The sequence below is a fragment of the Actinospica durhamensis genome, assembly GCF_018139695.1.
In the GTDB taxonomy this organism is placed as follows: Bacteria; Actinomycetota; Actinomycetes; order Streptomycetales; family Catenulisporaceae; genus Actinospica; species Actinospica durhamensis.
In genome coordinates, this window is record NZ_JAGSOG010000196.1 from 1 (window position 1) to 17,146 (window position 17,146).

A 17,146-nucleotide genomic window follows, 5' to 3' on the forward strand; every position below is an offset into this window, starting at 1 on the left:
GGAGTGGGTGATCAGCTGCACGCTCGCCACCGGGACCTGGGTGTCCGCCAAGGCCGCGGCCACGGCGCCTATCGGCAGCGGGTGGGCCTCCCGCGGCTCGCGCAGGGGTTCGCCGCGGGAGTCGAGCTGGATCACCGCGGTCAGGAACGTTCCGTCGCCGATCACGCCGACCGGCTCGCCGCCGCGGGTGGCCACGGTCGCGGTGCGCAGCGCGGGGAAGGTCTCGCGCAGCGGTGCCAGCGCGGACTCGCCCGCGGTCGGCCGGCGCTGGTCCTGGCGCTCCTTGTACTGCGCGTGCACCTGGCGGCTCGCGCCGAGCCAGCGGCCGCGGCTGCCGCCGACCGCGCCGACCACGCACAGCAGCGCGGCCGGGCCGGTGCCCGCGATCGCCATCGGCTTGTGCAGCAGGAAGGGGGTGGCGGCGAGCGCGGCGGCCGCCTCCAACAGGATCAGCCGCACCAGCGGCAGCGAGCCGATGCGCCCCGGCCGCGGCTGGAAGCCCGGGCTGACCGACACTCCGGCGGGACGGCGCCCGCCGCTGCCCGTCTCCGGCCGGCCGGACGCGCGTGCGTCGTCGCGTGCTGCTGCTGTCGCCATCAGGTGCGCCTGCCCCCTCGTATGAGCGCGTGTGCCTAGGTCCGCAGCCGTATCGTACGTGCAGATCCGGGTTCGACGATAGTTGCGTCGCACCTCGCCGCCGGTCTGAGCACCCGTCCGCCCGCGCCGCCGTTACTGTACTCTGTTTCGCACGCATGCTCCGTGCCCGTGGGCGACGGGGATGAGAGGGGAAAAGGGGCAGACCGTGGCGACACGCAAGGACCAGCTCGACGCCTTCAATTTCGCCCGTCGCAGAATGGTGGCGAATCTCGTCGTGCCGACTGCCACCGGCAGCGACGAGGGGGCTCCGAGGCCGGTCAAGACCTTCGCCACCTCGATCATCCTCAGTGCCATCGCGGTCGCCGCGGTCGCCGTCATCGGGGTCTTCAAACCCGCGGCACCCTCCGGCTGGCAGAGTGGACTTGCCGTGGACGAGTCCACCGGCGCCGCGTACATCTATACGAAGTCGAACAATCAGCTGCACTCGGTGTACAACATCACCTCGGCGCGGCTGATCCTGGGCAGCAACTTCGCCAAGTACGACGTGCCGGACTCCACCATCAACAGTTCGGGTATCACGATCGGCGCGCCGGTGGGCATTCTCGGCGCTCCCGAGGACGTGCCGAGCGCGTCCAGCATGACCCTGACGCAGTGGTCGCTTTGTCAGAACGAGAAGAATCCCTCGGATCAGACCCAGCCCGGCGGCGCGACCTATCTGCAAGTCGGCTACGGGCCGAGTGAGCAGACTCCGACCTGGACCACGAACAGCCACCAGGGCCTGATCGTGCACGACTCGCAGAACGAGGTCTACCTCATCGCGGGCGACTACAAGTACGACATCGGCAACTCCGATCAGGAGCCGACGACGGTCACCGATCTGCTGACCGGCCTGAACCTGGATCAGTCGTGGACCGGCGGCGACGGGTTCTGGGTCTCGGACGCCTGGCTGAGCGTCTTCAGCCCTGGTGATCGAATCACCTTCCCGACGCTGGCCGGCGGCTTCGGCGAGGCGGTGACCGACTCGCACGCGGTCAGCGGGCACGTGGGGGACAACGGCGCGAACCCGGGCGGCGGCGGCTCGGTACAGACCGACGACGGGCTGCTCGAACTGAACCCCTTCGCGTACGACCTGTTCCTGGAGAACCCGACGGTACACAACGCCACGGCCATCGACTCGAGCAACCTCACCCCGTCGGACATCGCGAACGCGAACCCGCACGGCAATCCGAATCCGAGTACCGAGTTTAAGGCGGACACCTACGGCAGCACCTGGCCGACGGCCTCGCTCAGCCTCACGGGCACCGACACCACCCAGGGCGACACGCAGAACCTGTGCGTGGGCTACGACGGCACGTACGACGACGGGAGCTCGGTGCCGCACCTGACCACCTGGACCAGCGCGACGCTGCCGTACGGCGGCGTGGGCGGCCAGTTCGGGCTGGACCAATCGGGCGCGAACAACGAGGCCAACAACGTGCTCGTGCGGCCCGGCTACGGGCTGGTCGCGCTACGGATCAACGGCAACTACGGCTCGGGCGGCCAGGAGTACCTGATAGAGGACTCGGACTACCGGTACGCGCTGGTCACCGTGCAGAACGCGGCCACCTCGGGCAGCCAGGCGAGCACCTCCTCGGCCAAGACGCTGCTGGGGTATCAGGGCGTGAACGACGAACAGGTGCCCAATGCCTGGGTGAACCTGATCCAGGGCGGGGCCACCCTCAATCCGACTTCGGCGGGCATGACGCCCGGCAGCGGCCAGTAGGCGGTCGACGTGAGCACCCTGAGGAAGATGGGCTGCGCGGCCGCGTCCACGGTTCTGGCGCTCGGCACCGGGTTCGCGATGCCGGGTGCGGCGGCGGCCGCGGGCGCCGCGGCGACGGTCGGTGAGACCGTGCTCGCGGACGCGTCCAACTGCACGACGAACAACGTCAGCCTGGCGCCGAACCAGGACACACCCTGGGAGATCGGCACCGCCGAACCCGGCGCGCTGAAGAACTTGCAGGGCGTGCCGATGACCGGGGCCGGGGTCACGGTCGCGGTGGTGGACACCGGGATCGCCAAGGTCGGCGACCAGCTCTTCGCGGCCAACGGCCTGGTGCTCAACGGGGAGACCGCGACCGGGTACGGGGCGGACGACGACGGCCACGGGACCATGGTGGCCTCGATCATCGCGGCCAAGGCGAGTGGCAGCGACGGCGGGATGCAGGGCATCGCCCCGGGTGTGAAGCTGCTTTCGATGCGCGAGGCCGGCTGCCGGGCCACCGCGGGCAACAACGAGAACGCCATGGCCACCGCCATCAGCAAGGCGGTCGACATGGGCGCGGACGTCATCAACATCTCCCAGGACGGCTATGACAAGGACCAGTCGCTCTACGACGCGATCCTCAAGGCGTACGACCAGGGCGTGATCGTGGTGACCTCGGCGGGCAACCAGGGCGACCGGGACACGACCGACAGCAGCGGCAAGGACTACGGGGTCAACCCGCTCACCTATCCGGCCGCGTATCAGCCCTACGTGCTCGCGGTGGGCGCGGTGGACGAGTACGACTCGGTGCCCACCTTCTCGGAGAAGGGCACGGACGCGAACCCGTTCGTCGGCGTGGTGGCCCCGGGAGTGGCGGTGGAGGCGCTGCTGCCGTCCGGGAAACTCGCGGTGGACGACGGCACCAGTTTCGCCGCGCCGTACGTCGCGGCCGAGGCGGCGCTGATCATCCAGGCATACGGCTGGACCCACGATCGCGTCGCCGCCCGCGCCTACGAGGTCATGAAGATCATCGAGAGCACCGCGGACGGCGACGGCTCCTACGACCTGTCCTCCGGCTGGGGGCCGGTCGACATCAAGCAGGCGCTGGAGTCGAAGGCCTCGAGCTCGGCGACCGGCTTGAACACACAGCTCGTCTCCGGGGACCAGCCTTCTGATTTCGGCACCGTGTACGGGCTGACCAAGATGTACGGCGCCGGCCCGAACGCGGATGGCCCGGCTTCCAGCGCGGCCGGTACCGGCAGCAAGGTGGTGGCCCGGCCCTACGTCGCGGCCGTGTCCAACAAGACCGCCCAGGAGCAGCAGCGCGGCGCCTACATCGCGCTCGCGGTGGGCCTGCTGGTGGCCGTGGTGACGCTCGGCGCCGCCGCGGTGGCCCGGGACGCCACCCGCCGCCGTCGCGCCGTGGGAGTCCCGGGCGACTCGGCCGAGGCGCTGTAGACCCCAGCGAACGAGCAGTCAGAGCCCGAACCACAGCAAGCGAACAGCAGAGCACGAACCACAAGCCAAGCGCCCCGCCCCCGATCGAACCGGGGACGGGGCGCTTGGCTGTTGCCGCTATTGCGTGCGTTCGCCGCTACAGCGACGGCGGCGTGTAGGCCGTCTGCACCAGCAGGCTGCCGTGCCGGCGGCTGACAAGGGTGCCGCGGCCGGGGGGCTGCTGGCTGGCCCGGACCGAGCCGATCAGCTGGCCCTCCTCGCGGTCGCCGGACAGCACGAGGCCCGGCTGGCGCGACTCGCGCAGGCGCTGGACCACCGGCTCGAACAGGGCCCGGCTGGCACCGCCCGCGGCGCGCGAGATGATGAGGTGGAAGCCCAGGTCGCGCGCCATCGGCAGGTACTCGCCGAAGGGGGAGAGCGGGTTGCCGCCCGGGGTGGCGACCAGGTCGTAGTCGTCCACGATCACGAAGATCTCCGGGCCGGTCCACCAGCTGCGGTTGCGCAGCTGCTCGGCCGTGACGTCGGGGCCGGGCTGGCGCTTGTCCAGGAACGGCTTGATCTCCGCCACCGTCGAGGAGACCGCTCCGCTCGCAGCGCAGTAGCCGAGCTGGTGGGTCTCCGGGACCGCGCCGAGCAGCGAACGCCGGTAGTCGACCAGCAGGATGCGGGCCTGGCTGCCGGTGTAGGTCTCGGTGATGCCCTTGATGATCGTGCGCAGCACCGAGGTCTTGCCCGACTCGCCCTCGCCGAACATCAGGAAGTGCGGGTCCTGGCTGAAGTCCAGGAAGACCGGCTCGAGCTTGTTCTCGTCCACGCCGAGCGGGATCGCGAACGCCGGGCGCGCGGCGGGCTCGGGCATCTCGGTGTAGGGCACCATGAGCGGGAGCATGCGCAGCTTGGGAGCCATGGGACCCTGCCAGGCCTCGGAGATCGCGGCGACCGTCTTGGCCACCCCGTCGGCGAGATCGGCCGCGTCCTCGACCCCGTCGATGCGCGGCAGCGCGCCGAGGAAGTGCAGCTTCTCCCGGGTGATGCCGCGGCCCGGGTTGCCCGCCGGCACGTTCTGGGCGACCTTGCGGTCCACGTCGGACTCCATCGGGTCACCGAGCCTCAGCTCGATGCGGGTGTTGATGGCGTCCTTGAGCTGCGGGCGGATCTCGGCCCAGCGTGCGGCGGTGATGACCACGTGCACGCCGAAGCCGAGGCCGCGCTGGGCGATGTCGAGGATGTCCTGCTCGAGCGTCTCGAACTCGCTCTTGAGCGTCTGCCAGCCGTCCACGATCAGGAACACGTCGCCGAACGCCTCGCCGGGCAGCTCGCCCCGGGCCCGGCGGGCGCGGAAGGTGCCGATGGAGTCGATCTGGTTGGTGCGGAAGGTCTCCTCCCGCTTGTCCAGGATCCCGACCACCTCGCTCACGATCCGGCGCACGACGTCGACGTCGAGGCGGCCGCCGAGGCCGGACATGTGCGGCAGGCCCTGCAGGCTCATCAGCGAGCCGCCGCCGAAGTCGAGGCAGAAGAACTGCGTCTCCATCGGGGTGTGGCCGAGCGCGAGCCCGGTCAGCAGCGTGCGCAGCATGGTGGACTTTCCGGTGCGCGGACCGCCCACGACCACCGCGTGGCCCGCGGCGCCGGACAGGTCGAGCTGGTAGACCTCGCGCTTCTGCTCGATCGGCTTGTCCGCGATGGCGATCGGCACGAGCAGCCGGCCGGCCCCGGAGTACCCGGTGGCCACCAGGCCCCGGTCCGCGGTGGCCTGGATGCCCGGCATCAGCAGGTCCAGCGTGGGCGGCTCGAGCAGCGGCGGCAGCCACACCTGGTGCGCCGGCAGGCCCTCGCCCTCCATCTGCCGCACCAGCACGTCAAGCACGGTGTCGATCAGGACGTCGTCGTCCTCCTTGGCCTTGGGCACCGCGGCCACCGGTTCGGCGATCCGCTCCGGCTCCAGGTACGCGGCGGTGAACAGGGTCGGGCGGCGGTGGTCGAGCTTGCGCTCCACGTTGGTGCGCGTCTGCGGGCGGTAGGGGCCTGAGACGTACGCGGCCTTGAACCGGGTTCCGGGGCCCTGGCCGCCCTCCGCGCCCACCGTCTTGAGGTAGCCGGAGCCGGGGATCGAGGGCAGGTTGAACGCGTCCGGCACGCCGAGCACGACCCGGGACTCGGCCGCGGAGAAGGTCTTGAGGCCCAGCCGGTAGGACAGGTAGGTGTCCAGGCCGCGCAGCTTGCCCTCCTCCAGCCGCTGCGAGGCCAGCAGCAGGTGCACGCCGAGCGAGCGGCCGATGCGGCCGATCTGGATGAACAGGTCCAGGAACTCGGGCTTGGCGGTGAGCATCTCGGAGAACTCGTCCAGCACGATCAGCAGGTTCGGCATCGGGGTCAGCTGCGCCCCGGCCGAGCAGGCCTTCTGATAGTCGTGGATGTTCTTGAAGTTGCCCGCGTCGCGCAGCATCTCCTGACGCCGGTTCATCTCGCCGACGATGGCGTCGCGCATGCGGTCGACCATGGTCAGGTCGTCCGCCATGTTGGTGATCACGGCCGCGGTGTGCGGCATGGTGGCCATGCCGGCGAAGGTCGCGCCGCCCTTGAAGTCGGAGAGCACGAAGTTGAGGTTGTCCGAGGAGTGGGTGACCGCGAGCGCGAGCACCAGCGTGCGCAGCACCTCGGACTTGCCGGAGCCGGTGGCCCCGATGCACAGGCCGTGCGGGCCCATGCCGCCCATCGCGGCTTCCTTGATGTCCAGGATCACCGGCTCGCCGTTCTCGCCGATGCCGATCGGCACGCGCAGCCTGTCCTGCGGGCTCAGCCGCTTCCAGCCCTTGCGGGTGTCGAAGGCGCCCGGGTCGCCGATGCCCATCAGGTCGGTGAAGTCCAGCGCGCTCATCAGCGGCTCGTCCCCGTCGCCGCCGCTGCCCACCCGCAGCGGGGCCAGCTGCCGGGCCAGCGCCTCGGCCTGCGCGATCGAGAGCCGGTCGCCGACGCCGGAGAACGAGGCGCCGGAGGAGGTCTCCACCCGCAGCTTCTCGCCGTCCAGGGACATGTGCACGCCGCCGCGCACCAGGCCGGCGTGGCCCTCGGCGTCGATCTCGACGATGGTCACGCCCTGTACGCCCTCGCCGTGCAGCAGGATCGAGTCGCCGCTGGCGCGGGCGCCGTCCACCACCACGATCAGGTGCGGCTGGTCCAGGATCGGGGGAGCGTCGCGCATGAAGCGCGGGCGGTCGAGCAGTTCGCCGCCGAGCGCCTCCTCGAGCTCGCTGGCGTCCGAGTAGATCAGGCGCACCGAGCCGGCCGCGTCGTTCTGCTTGGGGTGCTGCGCGTGCGGCAGCCACTTGACCCATTCCCAGTACTTGCGCCGGTTCTCCGCCGCGACCACGCACACCCGCACCTCGTCCGGGGCGTGGAAGGAGGTCAGCTGGGCCAGCAGGGCCCTGGCATGCCCGCGCGCGTCGTCGGCCTCGCCCTGGCCGGTGGAGCTGATCAGCACGTGCCAGAACGAGCGCAGCGGCACCGCCATGGGCAGCTTGTCCAGCATGCCCTGCACCGTGATGAACCGGCGCAGCGCGTCCGCGCAGATGGGTTCGAGCTCGTCCACCGGCGCCGTCTCCGGCGCGACCAGGGGCGTGGCAAGACGCTGCGAGCCGGTGCCGAGGCGCACCTGGACGAAGTCCGGGTCGGTCGGGCGCCGCTCCCACAGCCGCTGGCCGCTGGTGACGATCGCCCACAGGTGCGCGGGATCGGGGTGCGACCACATCTGCGCGGTGTACTGCTGCTGCTGGGTCCGGCGCACCTGCTGGCGCATCTGACTCAGGTAACGCAGATAGTCCCGGCGCGCGTCCGCCGTCTTGCCCTTATTCCCCTTCTTTCCCATGGTCTGGGTCAGCATGCCCAGTGAACCCAGGACGGTCATACCGCCCATCATCTTCATCATGATGTTGCTGCCGGGCATGAAGAAGAACCCGACGGAGCCGAGCATCCCCAGCATCGGCAGTGCCTGCATCAGCGCCCCGCCGCCCTTGTTCGCCCGGGCCAGCTCGGGCGGCGGCTCGAGGAACACCTCTCCCGAAGGCACCTGCGGCGGATGAACGCGCGGCGGGCGCTTGACGACGACGGTACTCAAAGCCGTGCCCCTCCCGTGACCCACTGAATTTCCGTGCGGCAGTTCGATATCGCAGAACTGGCAGTCGCGGTGGAGTCTAGTAGACTCTCGCGCGCGTAGACAGTTCATCAGGATGCGCCGATGCGTGGGGCCTTCGCAGGTCGCGGGTTCCGTACGGCGGCGGGCGCTGCGAGCGTTTCGCACAAACGGGAGGGGCGGGCAGTGGCTGCCAATGTCATGACAGGGTTCTGTCGCATCACGGTGGTGGCTCCGGATGTGCGGGTGGATGTGGCCCTGCCGGAGGACGTACCGCTGGCGGAGCTGCTGCCGGACATCCTGCGCATGGCCGACCAGTGGCAGAACGAGGGCGCGCACTCCGGCTTCGCCATGGCCCGGCTCGACGGGGGCGAGCTCGACACCGGGCTCTCCCTCTCGGCCCAGGGCGTGCGCAACGGGGAGCTGCTGTATCTGCGCGCGGCCACCGAGACCCTCCCGCCGCCGGTCTACGACGACGTGGTGGACGCGATCGTGCGCTCGGTCGCGGACGACAAGCGGATGTGGTCGGGTACGCACTTCCGCCGCCTCGGCCTGATCGGCGGCGCGCTGATGTTCGCGATCGGCGCCTGGGTGCTGTGGACCGCGGCCGACCCGCACGGCATGCCGGCCGCGGTGTCCGGAGTCCTGGCCGTGCTGCTGACCGTCTCCGGCGGCGTGTGCTCACGCTCCTACAAGGACCACCTCGGCGGCGCGGTGCTCGGCGGCTGTGCGGTGCCCTACGCGTTCCTGGCCGGCCTCGGCGTGCTGCCGCTGAGCCAGACCTCGGGCCTGGGCCGCAGCCACTTCCTCGTCGCCTGCGCCGCGGTGCTGGTGGTCGCGGTCATCGGCGGGGTGGTGCAGGAGGAGCACGACGAGGTCTACGTCGCGGCCGGCATCGCCGGCACCATCGGCGCGCTGACCGCCGCGGTGGGCCTGGCCACGCACGCCGACCCGGTCAAGCTCGCGGCCGGGGCCGGCACCGTGGCCGTCGCCGCGATCGGCTTCCTGCCCGGCCTGGCCATGCGCCTGGTGCGCTTCCCGATGCCGCAGCTGATCGACGGCGCCCCGCAGGTGGGCCCGGGCGGGCAGCAGCAGCGGGCCACCCTGCCGGCCGGCAACGACGACCCGGTGGACACCGAGGCCATGGCCCGGCGCACCCGCCGCGGCCACGAACTGCTCACCGGGCTGGTCTCCGCCTGTGCGCTGGTGACCGTGGTGTGCGCGCTGACGCTCTCGTTCACCACGCTGCACAGCGGCGGCGGCGCCTGGGCCCAGGGCATGGCCGCCATCCTCGGGCTCGTGCTCATCTCCCGGGCCCGGCTGCTGCGGCGCACCCCGCAGGTGACGGCGCTGATCGGCGGCGGGGTGATCGCCGAGACCATCCTGCTGGTGGGCGCGACCCTGCAGCTGTCCGCCACCGCCCGGCAGACCTGGTACTTCGCGGTGGTGCTCGCGGCGGGCCTGCTCCTGCTGCTGGTGGGCTACGGCCTGCCCAACCGCTCGCTCTCGCCGCGCTGGGCCCGCACCGTGGACCTGCTCGACGCGCTGCTGCTGGCCTCGGTCATCCCGGTGCTGCTCGGCGTGCTCGCGGTGTACAACACGGTGCAGTCGGTCGGTCACTGACCTTCCCGCACGATTCGAGGCCTGCGCAGGTCGGGGCCGTTCCGGAACGGTCCGGAGCGGCCCCGACGCGCTGATAGACTTCAGGTCGGGTTCGACACCGCCGCGTGACCCCTACCGTGGCGGGCCCGTAACTGACGAGGAGTCGCGCGTGTCCCTGGACATCGCCACGAAGAAGCAGATCATGACCGAGTACGCGACGGTCGAGGGTGACACCGGCTCCCCGGAGGTCCAGGTCGCGCTGCTCACCAAGCGTATCAACGACCTGACCGAGCACGTGAAGCTGCACAAGCACGACCACCACTCGCGCCGCGGTCTGCTGCAGCTGGTCGGCAAGCGCCGCCGGCTGCTGAAGTACCTCGCCGCCAAGGACATCTCGCGCTACCGCTCGCTGATCGAGCGGCTCGGCCTGCGCCGCTAGTCGGCGAGCCCTTCGGCTCCTGGCCGAGGGCGCAGTCACCGGAGCGGTACCCGGAAGTTCGGGTGCCGCTCCTCGCCGTACCCGGCGGGCGCGATCCGGCGCCCGCGGGCGCCCGGAGCGGGGGTAGCGCGGCGCCCGCCGGGGCGTCACGGTGCCGAGAGGCAGCCACATGGGTTAGCGTGGCTGTGGATAAAAAGAAGAGGAAACGACCGGAACAGCGACGCCGGTGTACCGATCTTCGGTAGTGGCCGTCGGCATCCGCGCGGGAGCGGGAGACCGCGAGCGCGGATACGGCGGCTTCGATCGGAGACCGGTCCTGGTCACCCCGAGGTGAGTCGTCGCGTTCCCGCAGACGAAAAAGGAGGGAACCCATGGAGGGTTCCGACATCGCGACGACCGAGGCGGTCATCGACAACGGGCGCTTCGGCACCCGCAAGGTCACGTTCGAGACCGGGCGTCTGGCCCGGCAGGCGGCGGGGTCCGCCGTGGCCTACCTGGACGACGAGACCATGGTCCTGTCGGCCACCACCTACTCCAAGAATCCGAAGGACCAGCTGGACTTCTTCCCGCTGACCGTGGATGTCGAGGAGCGCATGTACGCGGCCGGGCGCATTCCCGGCTCGTTCTTCCGGCGTGAGGGGCGTCCGTCCGAGGACGCGATCCTCACCTGCCGTCTGATCGACCGTCCGCTGCGCCCGTCCTTCGCCAAGGGCCTGCGCAACGAGATCCAGATCGTGTGCACCGTGATGGCGCTGCACCCGCAGCACCTCTACGACGTGATCGCGATCAACGCGGCCTCCGCGTCCACGCAGCTGGCCGGCCTGCCGTTCTCCGGCCCCATCGGCGGCGTGCGCGTCGGCCTGATCGAGGGCCAGTGGGTCGCCTTCCCGACCCACGAGGAGCTGCAGAACGCGGTCTTCGACATGGTCGTGGCCGGCCGGGTGCTGGCCGACGGCGACGTGGCGATCATGATGGTCGAGGCCGAGGCCACCGACAAGACCATCAACCTGATCGCCGACGGCGCCGGCGCGCCGACCGAGGAGATCGTGGCCGAGGGCCTCGACGCGGCCAAGCCCTTCATCAAGGAGCTGTGCCGGGCCCAGGCCGAGCTGGCCAAGCTCGCGGCCAAGCCCACCGCCGAGTTCCCGCGCTACCTGGACTACCAGGACGACGTGTACGAGGCCGTCTCCGCGTCCGTCTCCGCCGAGCTGGCCGCCGCGATGACCATCGCGGGCAAGCAGGAGCGCGAGACCGAGCAGGACCGCCTCAAGGCCGTGACGGTGGAGAAGCTGGCCGGGCAGTTCGAGGGCCGGGAGAAGGAGATCTCCGGGGCCTACCGCTCGCTGACCAAGAAGCTGGTGCGCGAGCGCATCATCCGCGACCAGGTGCGCATCGACGGCCGCGGCGTGACCGACATCCGTGCCCTCTCGGCCGAGGTCGACGTGGTCCCGCGGGTGCACGGCTCGGCCCTGTTCGAGCGCGGCGAGACCCAGATCCTGGGCATCACCACGCTGAACATGCTCCGGATGGAACAGCAGATCGACACGCTGAACCCGGAGAACCGCAAGCGGTACATGCACAACTACAACTTCCCGCCCTACTCCACCGGTGAGACCGGCCGGGTGGGCTCGCCCAAGCGGCGTGAGATCGGCCACGGCGCGCTCGCCGAGCGGGCGCTGGTGCCGGTGCTGCCGACCCGCGAGGAGTTCCCGTACGCGATCCGCCAGGTCTCCGAGGCCCTCGGTTCGAACGGCTCCACCTCGATGGGCTCGGTCTGCGCCTCGACCATGTCCCTGCTCAACGCCGGCGTGCCGCTCAAGGCGCCGGTCGCCGGCATCGCCATGGGCCTGGTCTCGGCCGAGATCGAGGGCAAGACCCAGTACGTGGCGCTGACCGACATCCTCGGTGCCGAGGACGCGTTCGGCGACATGGACTTCAAGGTCGCCGGCACGAAGGACTTCGTGACCGCGCTGCAGCTCGACACGAAGCTCGACGGCATCCCCGCCGAGGTGCTCGGCCGCGCCCTGAAGCAGGCCCGCGACGCGCGTCTGCACGTGCTCGACGTGATGCTCGAGGCGATCGACGTGCCGGACGAGATGTCCGAGCTCGCGCCGCGCATCATCACGGTGAAGATCCCGGTGGACAAGATCGGCGAGGTCATCGGCCCGAAGGGCAAGATGATCAACCAGATCCAGGAGGACACCGGCGCCGAGATCACCATCGAGGACGACGGGACCATCTACATCGGCGCCACCACCGGTGCCGCTGCGGAGCAGGCTCGGGCGACGATCAACCAGATCGCCAACCCGACCATGCCCGAGGTGGGCGAGCGGTTCCTGGGTACGGTCGTGAAGACCACCGCCTTCGGCGCCTTCGTCTCCCTGATGCCCGGCAAGGACGGCCTGCTGCACATCTCGCAGCTGCGCAAGATCGCCGGCGGCAAGCGCGTGGAGAACGTCGACGACGTGGTCAAGGTCGGCGACAAGATCCAGGTCGAGATCTCCGAGATCGACCAGCGCGGCAAGCTCTCGCTGGCCCCCGTGGTCGCCGAGGAAGAGACCGCGGACGCGCCGCAGGCGTAACGCAGCTCGCAACAAGTGCACAGCCGCGCAGGAGAGCAGAGAGGCGTCAGGTGACCGACTCCGTCGAGGTGATCTCGGCCGCCGCCTACACGGAGGACGATTCCGTGGGCGGGGAACTCCTGCTCGAGGGCACGGACGGTTCCGGCGCGGTGCGCCGGACCGTCCTGCCCGGCGGCATCCGGGTGGTGACCGAGGCGATGCCGCTGGTGCGCTCGGTCTCCCTCGGGGTGTGGGTGGGCGTCGGCTCCCGGGACGAGAGCCCGGAACTGGCCGGCGCCAGCCACTTCCTCGAGCACCTGCTGTTCAAGGGCACACCGCGGCGCAGCGCCCTGGACATCTCGGCCGCGATCGAGGCCGTCGGCGGTGACATCAACGCCTTCACCACGAAGGAGTACACCTGCTACTACGCGCGGGTGCTCGACGCCGACCTGCCGCTGGCCGCGGACGTGCTCACCGACGTGGTGGGCGCGGCGCTGCTGCGGGCGCAGGACGTCGAGTCCGAGCGCGGGGTCATCCTCGAAGAGATCGCCATGACCGAGGACGACCCGGGCGACCTGGTGCACGAGGAGTTCTCCCTGGCGCTGTGGGGCGACACTCCGCTGGGCCGGCCCATCGCGGGCTCGGCCGAGTCGGTGCGCGCGCTGACCAGGGAGCAGATCGCCGAGCACTACCGGGGCCACTACACCGGGCCCAACCTGGTCGTGGCCGCGGCCGGCAACCTGCGCCACGAGCACGTGGTGGAGCTGGTCTGGGCGGGCTTCGAGCGGGTCGCCCGCGACGCCCACTCGCACCTGACGCTGGAGCCGGGCCGCAGTCCGCTCGTCTCCCGGGCCGAGCTCGACGCCGCGGCCGGACCCGCCCCGCTGACCCTGGCCCCGGCCGTGCGGCTGCTGGGCAAGAAGACCGAGCAGGCGCACCTGGTGCTCGGCACCCCGGGCGTGACCCGGCTCGACGACCGGCGCTGGGCGCTCGGCGTGCTGGCCGCGGTGCTCGGCGGCGGGATGTCCTCCCGGCTGTTCCAGGAGGTGCGCGAGAAGCGCGGCCTGGCCTACTCGGTCTACAGCTTCGCCACCCAGTTCACCGACTCCGGCGCGTTCGGCGTGTACGCGGGCTGCCAGCCGAAGAAGCTGCGCGAGGTGCTCTCGCTGTGCCGCGAGGAGATCGGCAAGGCCGCGGCGGACGGGATCAGCGAGGGCGAGCTGGCCCTCGGCATCGGCCAGCTGCGCGGCGGCACGGTGCTCGGACTCGAGGACACCGGATCGCGGATGAGCCGGCTGGGCAAGAGCGAACTCGTGTACGGTCAGCACCTGTCCGTGGACTATGTCCTCGAGCGTATGGGTTCGGTGACCATGGACGAGGTGCGGCAGGTCGCCGCCGAACTGTTGGCGACGGCCCCGGCCACGGCGGTCGTCGGCCCCTACGAGAACGTCGAGGATTTCGCGTGAGCGTGCAGGTTGCCGTGTTCGGCGCGGCCGGCCGGATGGGCCGTCAGGTGTGCGAGGCGGTGGAGGGGGCCGAGGGCCTCGAACTCGTCGCCCGGATCGACGTCGGCCAGGACCCGAAGCTGGCCGTGGAGGCCGGCGCGCAGGTCGCGGTGGACTTCACCAGCCCCGACGCGGTGCTCGGCAACCTCGGGTTCTGCGTACGCAACGGCATCCACGTGGTCGTCGGCACCAGCGGCTTCGGCCCGGACAAGATCGCCGAGACCCAGGCACTGCTGGCCGAGTCGCCGGACTCCGGCGTCGGCGTGCTGGTCGCCCCCAACTTCTCCCTCGGCGCCGTGCTGATGATGAAGTTCGCGGCCCAGGCGGCCCCGTACTTCGAGTCGGTCGAGATCGTCGAACTGCACCACCCGGACAAGCTCGACGCCCCCAGCGGCACCGCCCGCCGTACCGCCGAGCTGATCGCCGAGGCCCGCGAGGCGGCCGGGGTCGCCGCGTCCCCCGACGCGACCGAGCAGGACGAGGACCACCACCGCGGCGGCAAGGTCGGCGACGTGACGGTCCACTCGGTCCGGCTGCGCGGCCTCGTCGCGCACCAGGAGGTGCTGCTCGGCGGCGTCGGCGAGACCCTCACGCTGCGCCACGACTCCCTCGACCGCGCCTCGTTCATGCCCGGCGTGCTCGTCGGCGTGCGCGAGATCGCCGCGCACCCGGGGCTGACCGTCGGGCTCGAGCACTACCTGAGCCTGTGAAGAGTAAGAACGAGAAGTCAGAAGTCTGGGACTGAGATCATGCGTGCCCGTACCACCGCCTTCATCCTCGGCGCCGTCCTGGTGTTCTACCTCGTCGGCTGCGTCTGGCGCGGCGTGCTCGCGCTCTACACGGCGGTGGACCAGGGTTCCTGGATCGCCGGCATGCTGGGCCTGGCCGTCCTCGCGTTCGGCTTCATCGGCTCCTGGGTCCTCTACCGCGAGATCCAGTTCGGCTTCGCCACCGAGCGCCTGGCCCGGGCCCTGGACGAGGACGAGACCCCCGGCGGCGGCCTGCGCTACGAGGAGATCGACGGCCTGCCGCGCTCGCCCGGCGGCCGGGTCGACCGCACCGCCGCCGACGCCCTGTTCGCCCGGCGCAAGGCCGACACCGAGGCCACTCCCGACGACTGGCGCTGCTGGTACCGGCTCGCCGCCGCGTACTACGCCGCGAAGGACTCCTCCCGTGCCCGCGGCGCCATGCGCCACGCCGTGAAGCTCGAGCTGGAAGCGGCCGTCGACTAGGTCGACGGCCGCTTCCCACGGTGCCCGGCGGCTGACCGCGGGTCAGCCGGCCCGGGTCAGACCTCGATGATCACCGGCAGGATCATCGGACGGCGGCGGAAGGTCACGTCCACCCACTTGCCGACGATGCGCCGGATGATCTGCTGCAGCTGGTAGACGTCCCCGACGCCCTCGGCGGCCGCGTCGGCCAGGGCCTCCTCGATCTTGGGCACCACGGCGGCGAGCTGCTCGTCGTCGATGCCCGCGCCGCGGGACTGGACCTGGAGGGTACCGGTGATCTTGCCGGTGTCCGAGTCCACCACGGCGAAGACCGAGATGAAGCCCTCGTCGCCGAGGATGCGGCGGTCCTTGAGCGAGGCCTCGGTGATGTCGCCGATGGAGGCGCCGTCCACGTAGACGTAGCCGCAGGGGACCTTGCCGGCGATCCGGGCCACGCCGTCCACCAGGTCCACCGCCACGCCGTCCTCGGCCAGCACGGTGCGCTCGCGCGGGACGCCGGTGAGCACGGCCAGGTCGGCGTTCGCGCGCAGGTGGCGCCACTCGCCGTGCACCGGCATGACGTTGCGCGGCTTGGCCAGGTTGTAGAAGTACAGCAGCTCGCCGGCCGAGGCGTGGCCGGAGACGTGCACCTTCGCGTTGCCCTTGTGCACCACGTTCGCGCCCCAGCGGCTCAGGCCGTTGATCACGCGGTAGACGGCCGACTCGTTGCCCGGGATGAGCGAGGAGGCGAGCACCACGGTGTCGTTCTCCACGATGCGGATCTGGTGGTCCCGACTGGCCATCCGGGACAGCGCGGCCATCGGCTCGCCCTGGGACCCGGTGCACACGAGCACGACCTGCTCGGGCGGCAGCTCCTCGATCTGCTTGGGGTCGATGACCAGGCCCTCGGGCACGTGCAGGTAGCCGAGGTCGCGGGCCACGCCCATGTTGCGCACCATCGAGCGGCCGATGAAGGCCACCTTGCGGTGGTACTTCGCCGCGCAGTCGAGCACCTGCTGGATCCGGTGCACGTGGCTGGCGAAGGAGGCGACGATCAGGCGGCGCTGCGCGGTGGCGAAGGCGCGCTCGAGCGCGGGCATGATCTCCCGCTCGCTCGCCACGAACCCGGGCACCTCGGCGTTGGTGGAGTCCACCAGCACCAGGTCCAGGCCCGCCTCGCCGAGCCGGGAGATGCCGGCCAGGTCGGTCAGCCGGCCGTCGAGCGGCAGCTGGTCCATCTTGAAGTCACCGGTGTGCAGCACGGTGCCGGCCGGGGTCTTGACGACCACGGCCAGGGCGTCCGGGATGGAGTGGTTGACCGCGAGGAAGGAGCAGTCGAACGGACCGATGCGCTCGGTCTGACCCTCCTTCACCTCCAGCGTGTACGGCCGGATCCGGTGCTCGGCCAGCTTGGCCTCGATCAGCGCGAGGGTGAGCTGGGAGCCGATCAGGGGGATGTCGGCCCGTTCCTTGAGCAGGTAGGGCACGGCGCCGATGTGGTCCTCGTGGCCGTGCGTGAGCACGACCGCGACCACGTCGTCGTAGCGGTCCCTGATCGAGGTGAAGTCGGGCAGGATCAGGTCCACGCCGGGCTGCTCGGGCTCGGGGAAGAGTACGCCGCAGTCCACGATCAGCAGCTTGCCGCCGAACTCGAAGACGGTCATGTTGCGGCCGATCTCGCCCAGGCCGCCGAGCGGAGTGATCCGCAGGGCGCCTTCGGACAGCGGCGGAGGGGTCCCCAGCTCGGGGTGGGGATGGCTCATCAGGCGGCTCCTTGTGGTGCTTGTGTGCAATTGTCCATGGTGAAAGGTTGTTTTGGCTGTTCAGTTGTACGGCGCTGGGCCGGAAGTGTGTACCGGGCGTGGGGGCCGGTGCGGTGCGGGGTCCGTGTGGGTGG

General features: G+C 70.8%; 10 protein-coding genes and 1 pseudogene. 8 read left to right on the forward strand and 3 right to left on the reverse strand.

Annotated elements, in window-relative coordinates; all coding sequences use genetic code 11:
* Positions 1–597, reverse strand: a pseudogene (locus KDL01_RS28855) (hypothetical protein); the annotation flags it as partial.
* 205 nt (positions 598–802) lie between these two features.
* Between KDL01_RS28855 and KDL01_RS28860 the strand changes: the two are divergent.
* Both KDL01_RS28860 and KDL01_RS28865 read left to right on the forward strand, forming a co-directional pair.
* Positions 803–2,359, forward strand: a complete 1,557-nt coding sequence (locus tag KDL01_RS28860) for a type VII secretion protein EccB (protein ID WP_212531792.1) — start codon at positions 803–805, stop codon at positions 2,357–2,359.
* 9 nt (positions 2,360–2,368) lie between these two features.
* A complete protein-coding gene (locus KDL01_RS28865; RefSeq protein WP_212531793.1) occupies positions 2,369–3,799 on the forward strand; it encodes a S8 family serine peptidase in 1,431 nt (476 codons plus the stop codon).
* A 136-nt stretch (positions 3,800–3,935) separates the two neighbouring features.
* Here KDL01_RS28865 and eccCa read toward each other — a convergent pair whose 3' ends face one another.
* Positions 3,936–7,868, reverse strand: coding sequence for a type VII secretion protein EccCa (eccCa, locus tag KDL01_RS28870; protein WP_307846648.1), 3,933 nt, complete (start codon positions 7,866–7,868; stop codon positions 3,936–3,938).
* 264 nt (positions 7,869–8,132) lie between these two features.
* Between eccCa and eccD the strand changes: the two genes are divergently transcribed.
* The 6 genes from eccD (at position 8,133) to KDL01_RS28900 (ending at position 15,270) form a co-directional block, all read left to right on the forward strand.
* Positions 8,133–9,554, forward strand: a complete 1,422-nt coding sequence (gene eccD, locus KDL01_RS28875) for a type VII secretion integral membrane protein EccD (RefSeq protein WP_246577142.1) — start codon at positions 8,133–8,135, stop codon at positions 9,552–9,554.
* A gap of 148 nt (positions 9,555–9,702) precedes the next feature.
* Entirely contained in the window at positions 9,703–9,972 is a 270-nt protein-coding gene (rpsO, locus tag KDL01_RS28880) for a 30S ribosomal protein S15 (RefSeq protein ID WP_307846649.1), read from the forward strand.
* Between the two features lie 371 nt (positions 9,973–10,343).
* Positions 10,344–12,554: a polyribonucleotide nucleotidyltransferase gene (locus tag KDL01_RS28885; protein ID WP_212531796.1), complete on the forward strand. Its 2,211-nt coding sequence runs from the start codon at positions 10,344–10,346 to the stop codon at positions 12,552–12,554.
* A 50-nt stretch (positions 12,555–12,604) separates the two neighbouring features.
* Entirely contained in the window at positions 12,605–13,999 is a 1,395-nt protein-coding gene (locus KDL01_RS28890) for a M16 family metallopeptidase (protein WP_307846650.1), read from the forward strand.
* A complete protein-coding gene (gene dapB / locus KDL01_RS28895) occupies positions 13,996–14,748 on the forward strand; it encodes a 4-hydroxy-tetrahydrodipicolinate reductase (RefSeq protein WP_307846652.1) in 753 nt (250 codons plus the stop codon). The genes KDL01_RS28890 and dapB overlap by 4 nt, the downstream gene beginning before the upstream one ends.
* Positions 14,749–14,787: 39 nt before the next feature.
* On the forward strand, positions 14,788–15,270 hold the full coding sequence (locus KDL01_RS28900) for a hypothetical protein (protein ID WP_212531797.1): 483 nt from the start codon (positions 14,788–14,790) through the stop codon (positions 15,268–15,270).
* Positions 15,271–15,326: 56 nt separating this feature from the next.
* Here KDL01_RS28900 and KDL01_RS28905 read toward each other — a convergent pair whose 3' ends face one another.
* Complete coding sequence (locus KDL01_RS28905) at positions 15,327–17,012, reverse strand: ribonuclease J (RefSeq protein WP_212531798.1); 1,686 nt, start codon at positions 17,010–17,012, stop codon at positions 15,327–15,329.
* Positions 17,013–17,146: the final 134 nt, after the last annotated feature.

Excerpts from the sequence above, each read along its gene's own strand:
- KDL01_RS28905 (WP_212531798.1), bottom strand. The coding sequence starts at position 17,012 with ATGAGCCATCCCCACCCCGAGCTGGGGACCCCTCCGCCGCTGTCCGAA.
- KDL01_RS28900 (WP_212531797.1), top strand. The coding sequence starts at position 14,788 with ATGCGTGCCCGTACCACCGCCTTCATCCTCGGCGCCGTCCTGGTGTTC.
- KDL01_RS28885 (WP_212531796.1), top strand. The coding sequence starts at position 10,344 with ATGGAGGGTTCCGACATCGCGACGACCGAGGCGGTCATCGACAACGGG.
- eccD (WP_246577142.1), top strand. The coding sequence starts at position 8,133 with ATGACAGGGTTCTGTCGCATCACGGTGGTGGCTCCGGATGTGCGGGTG.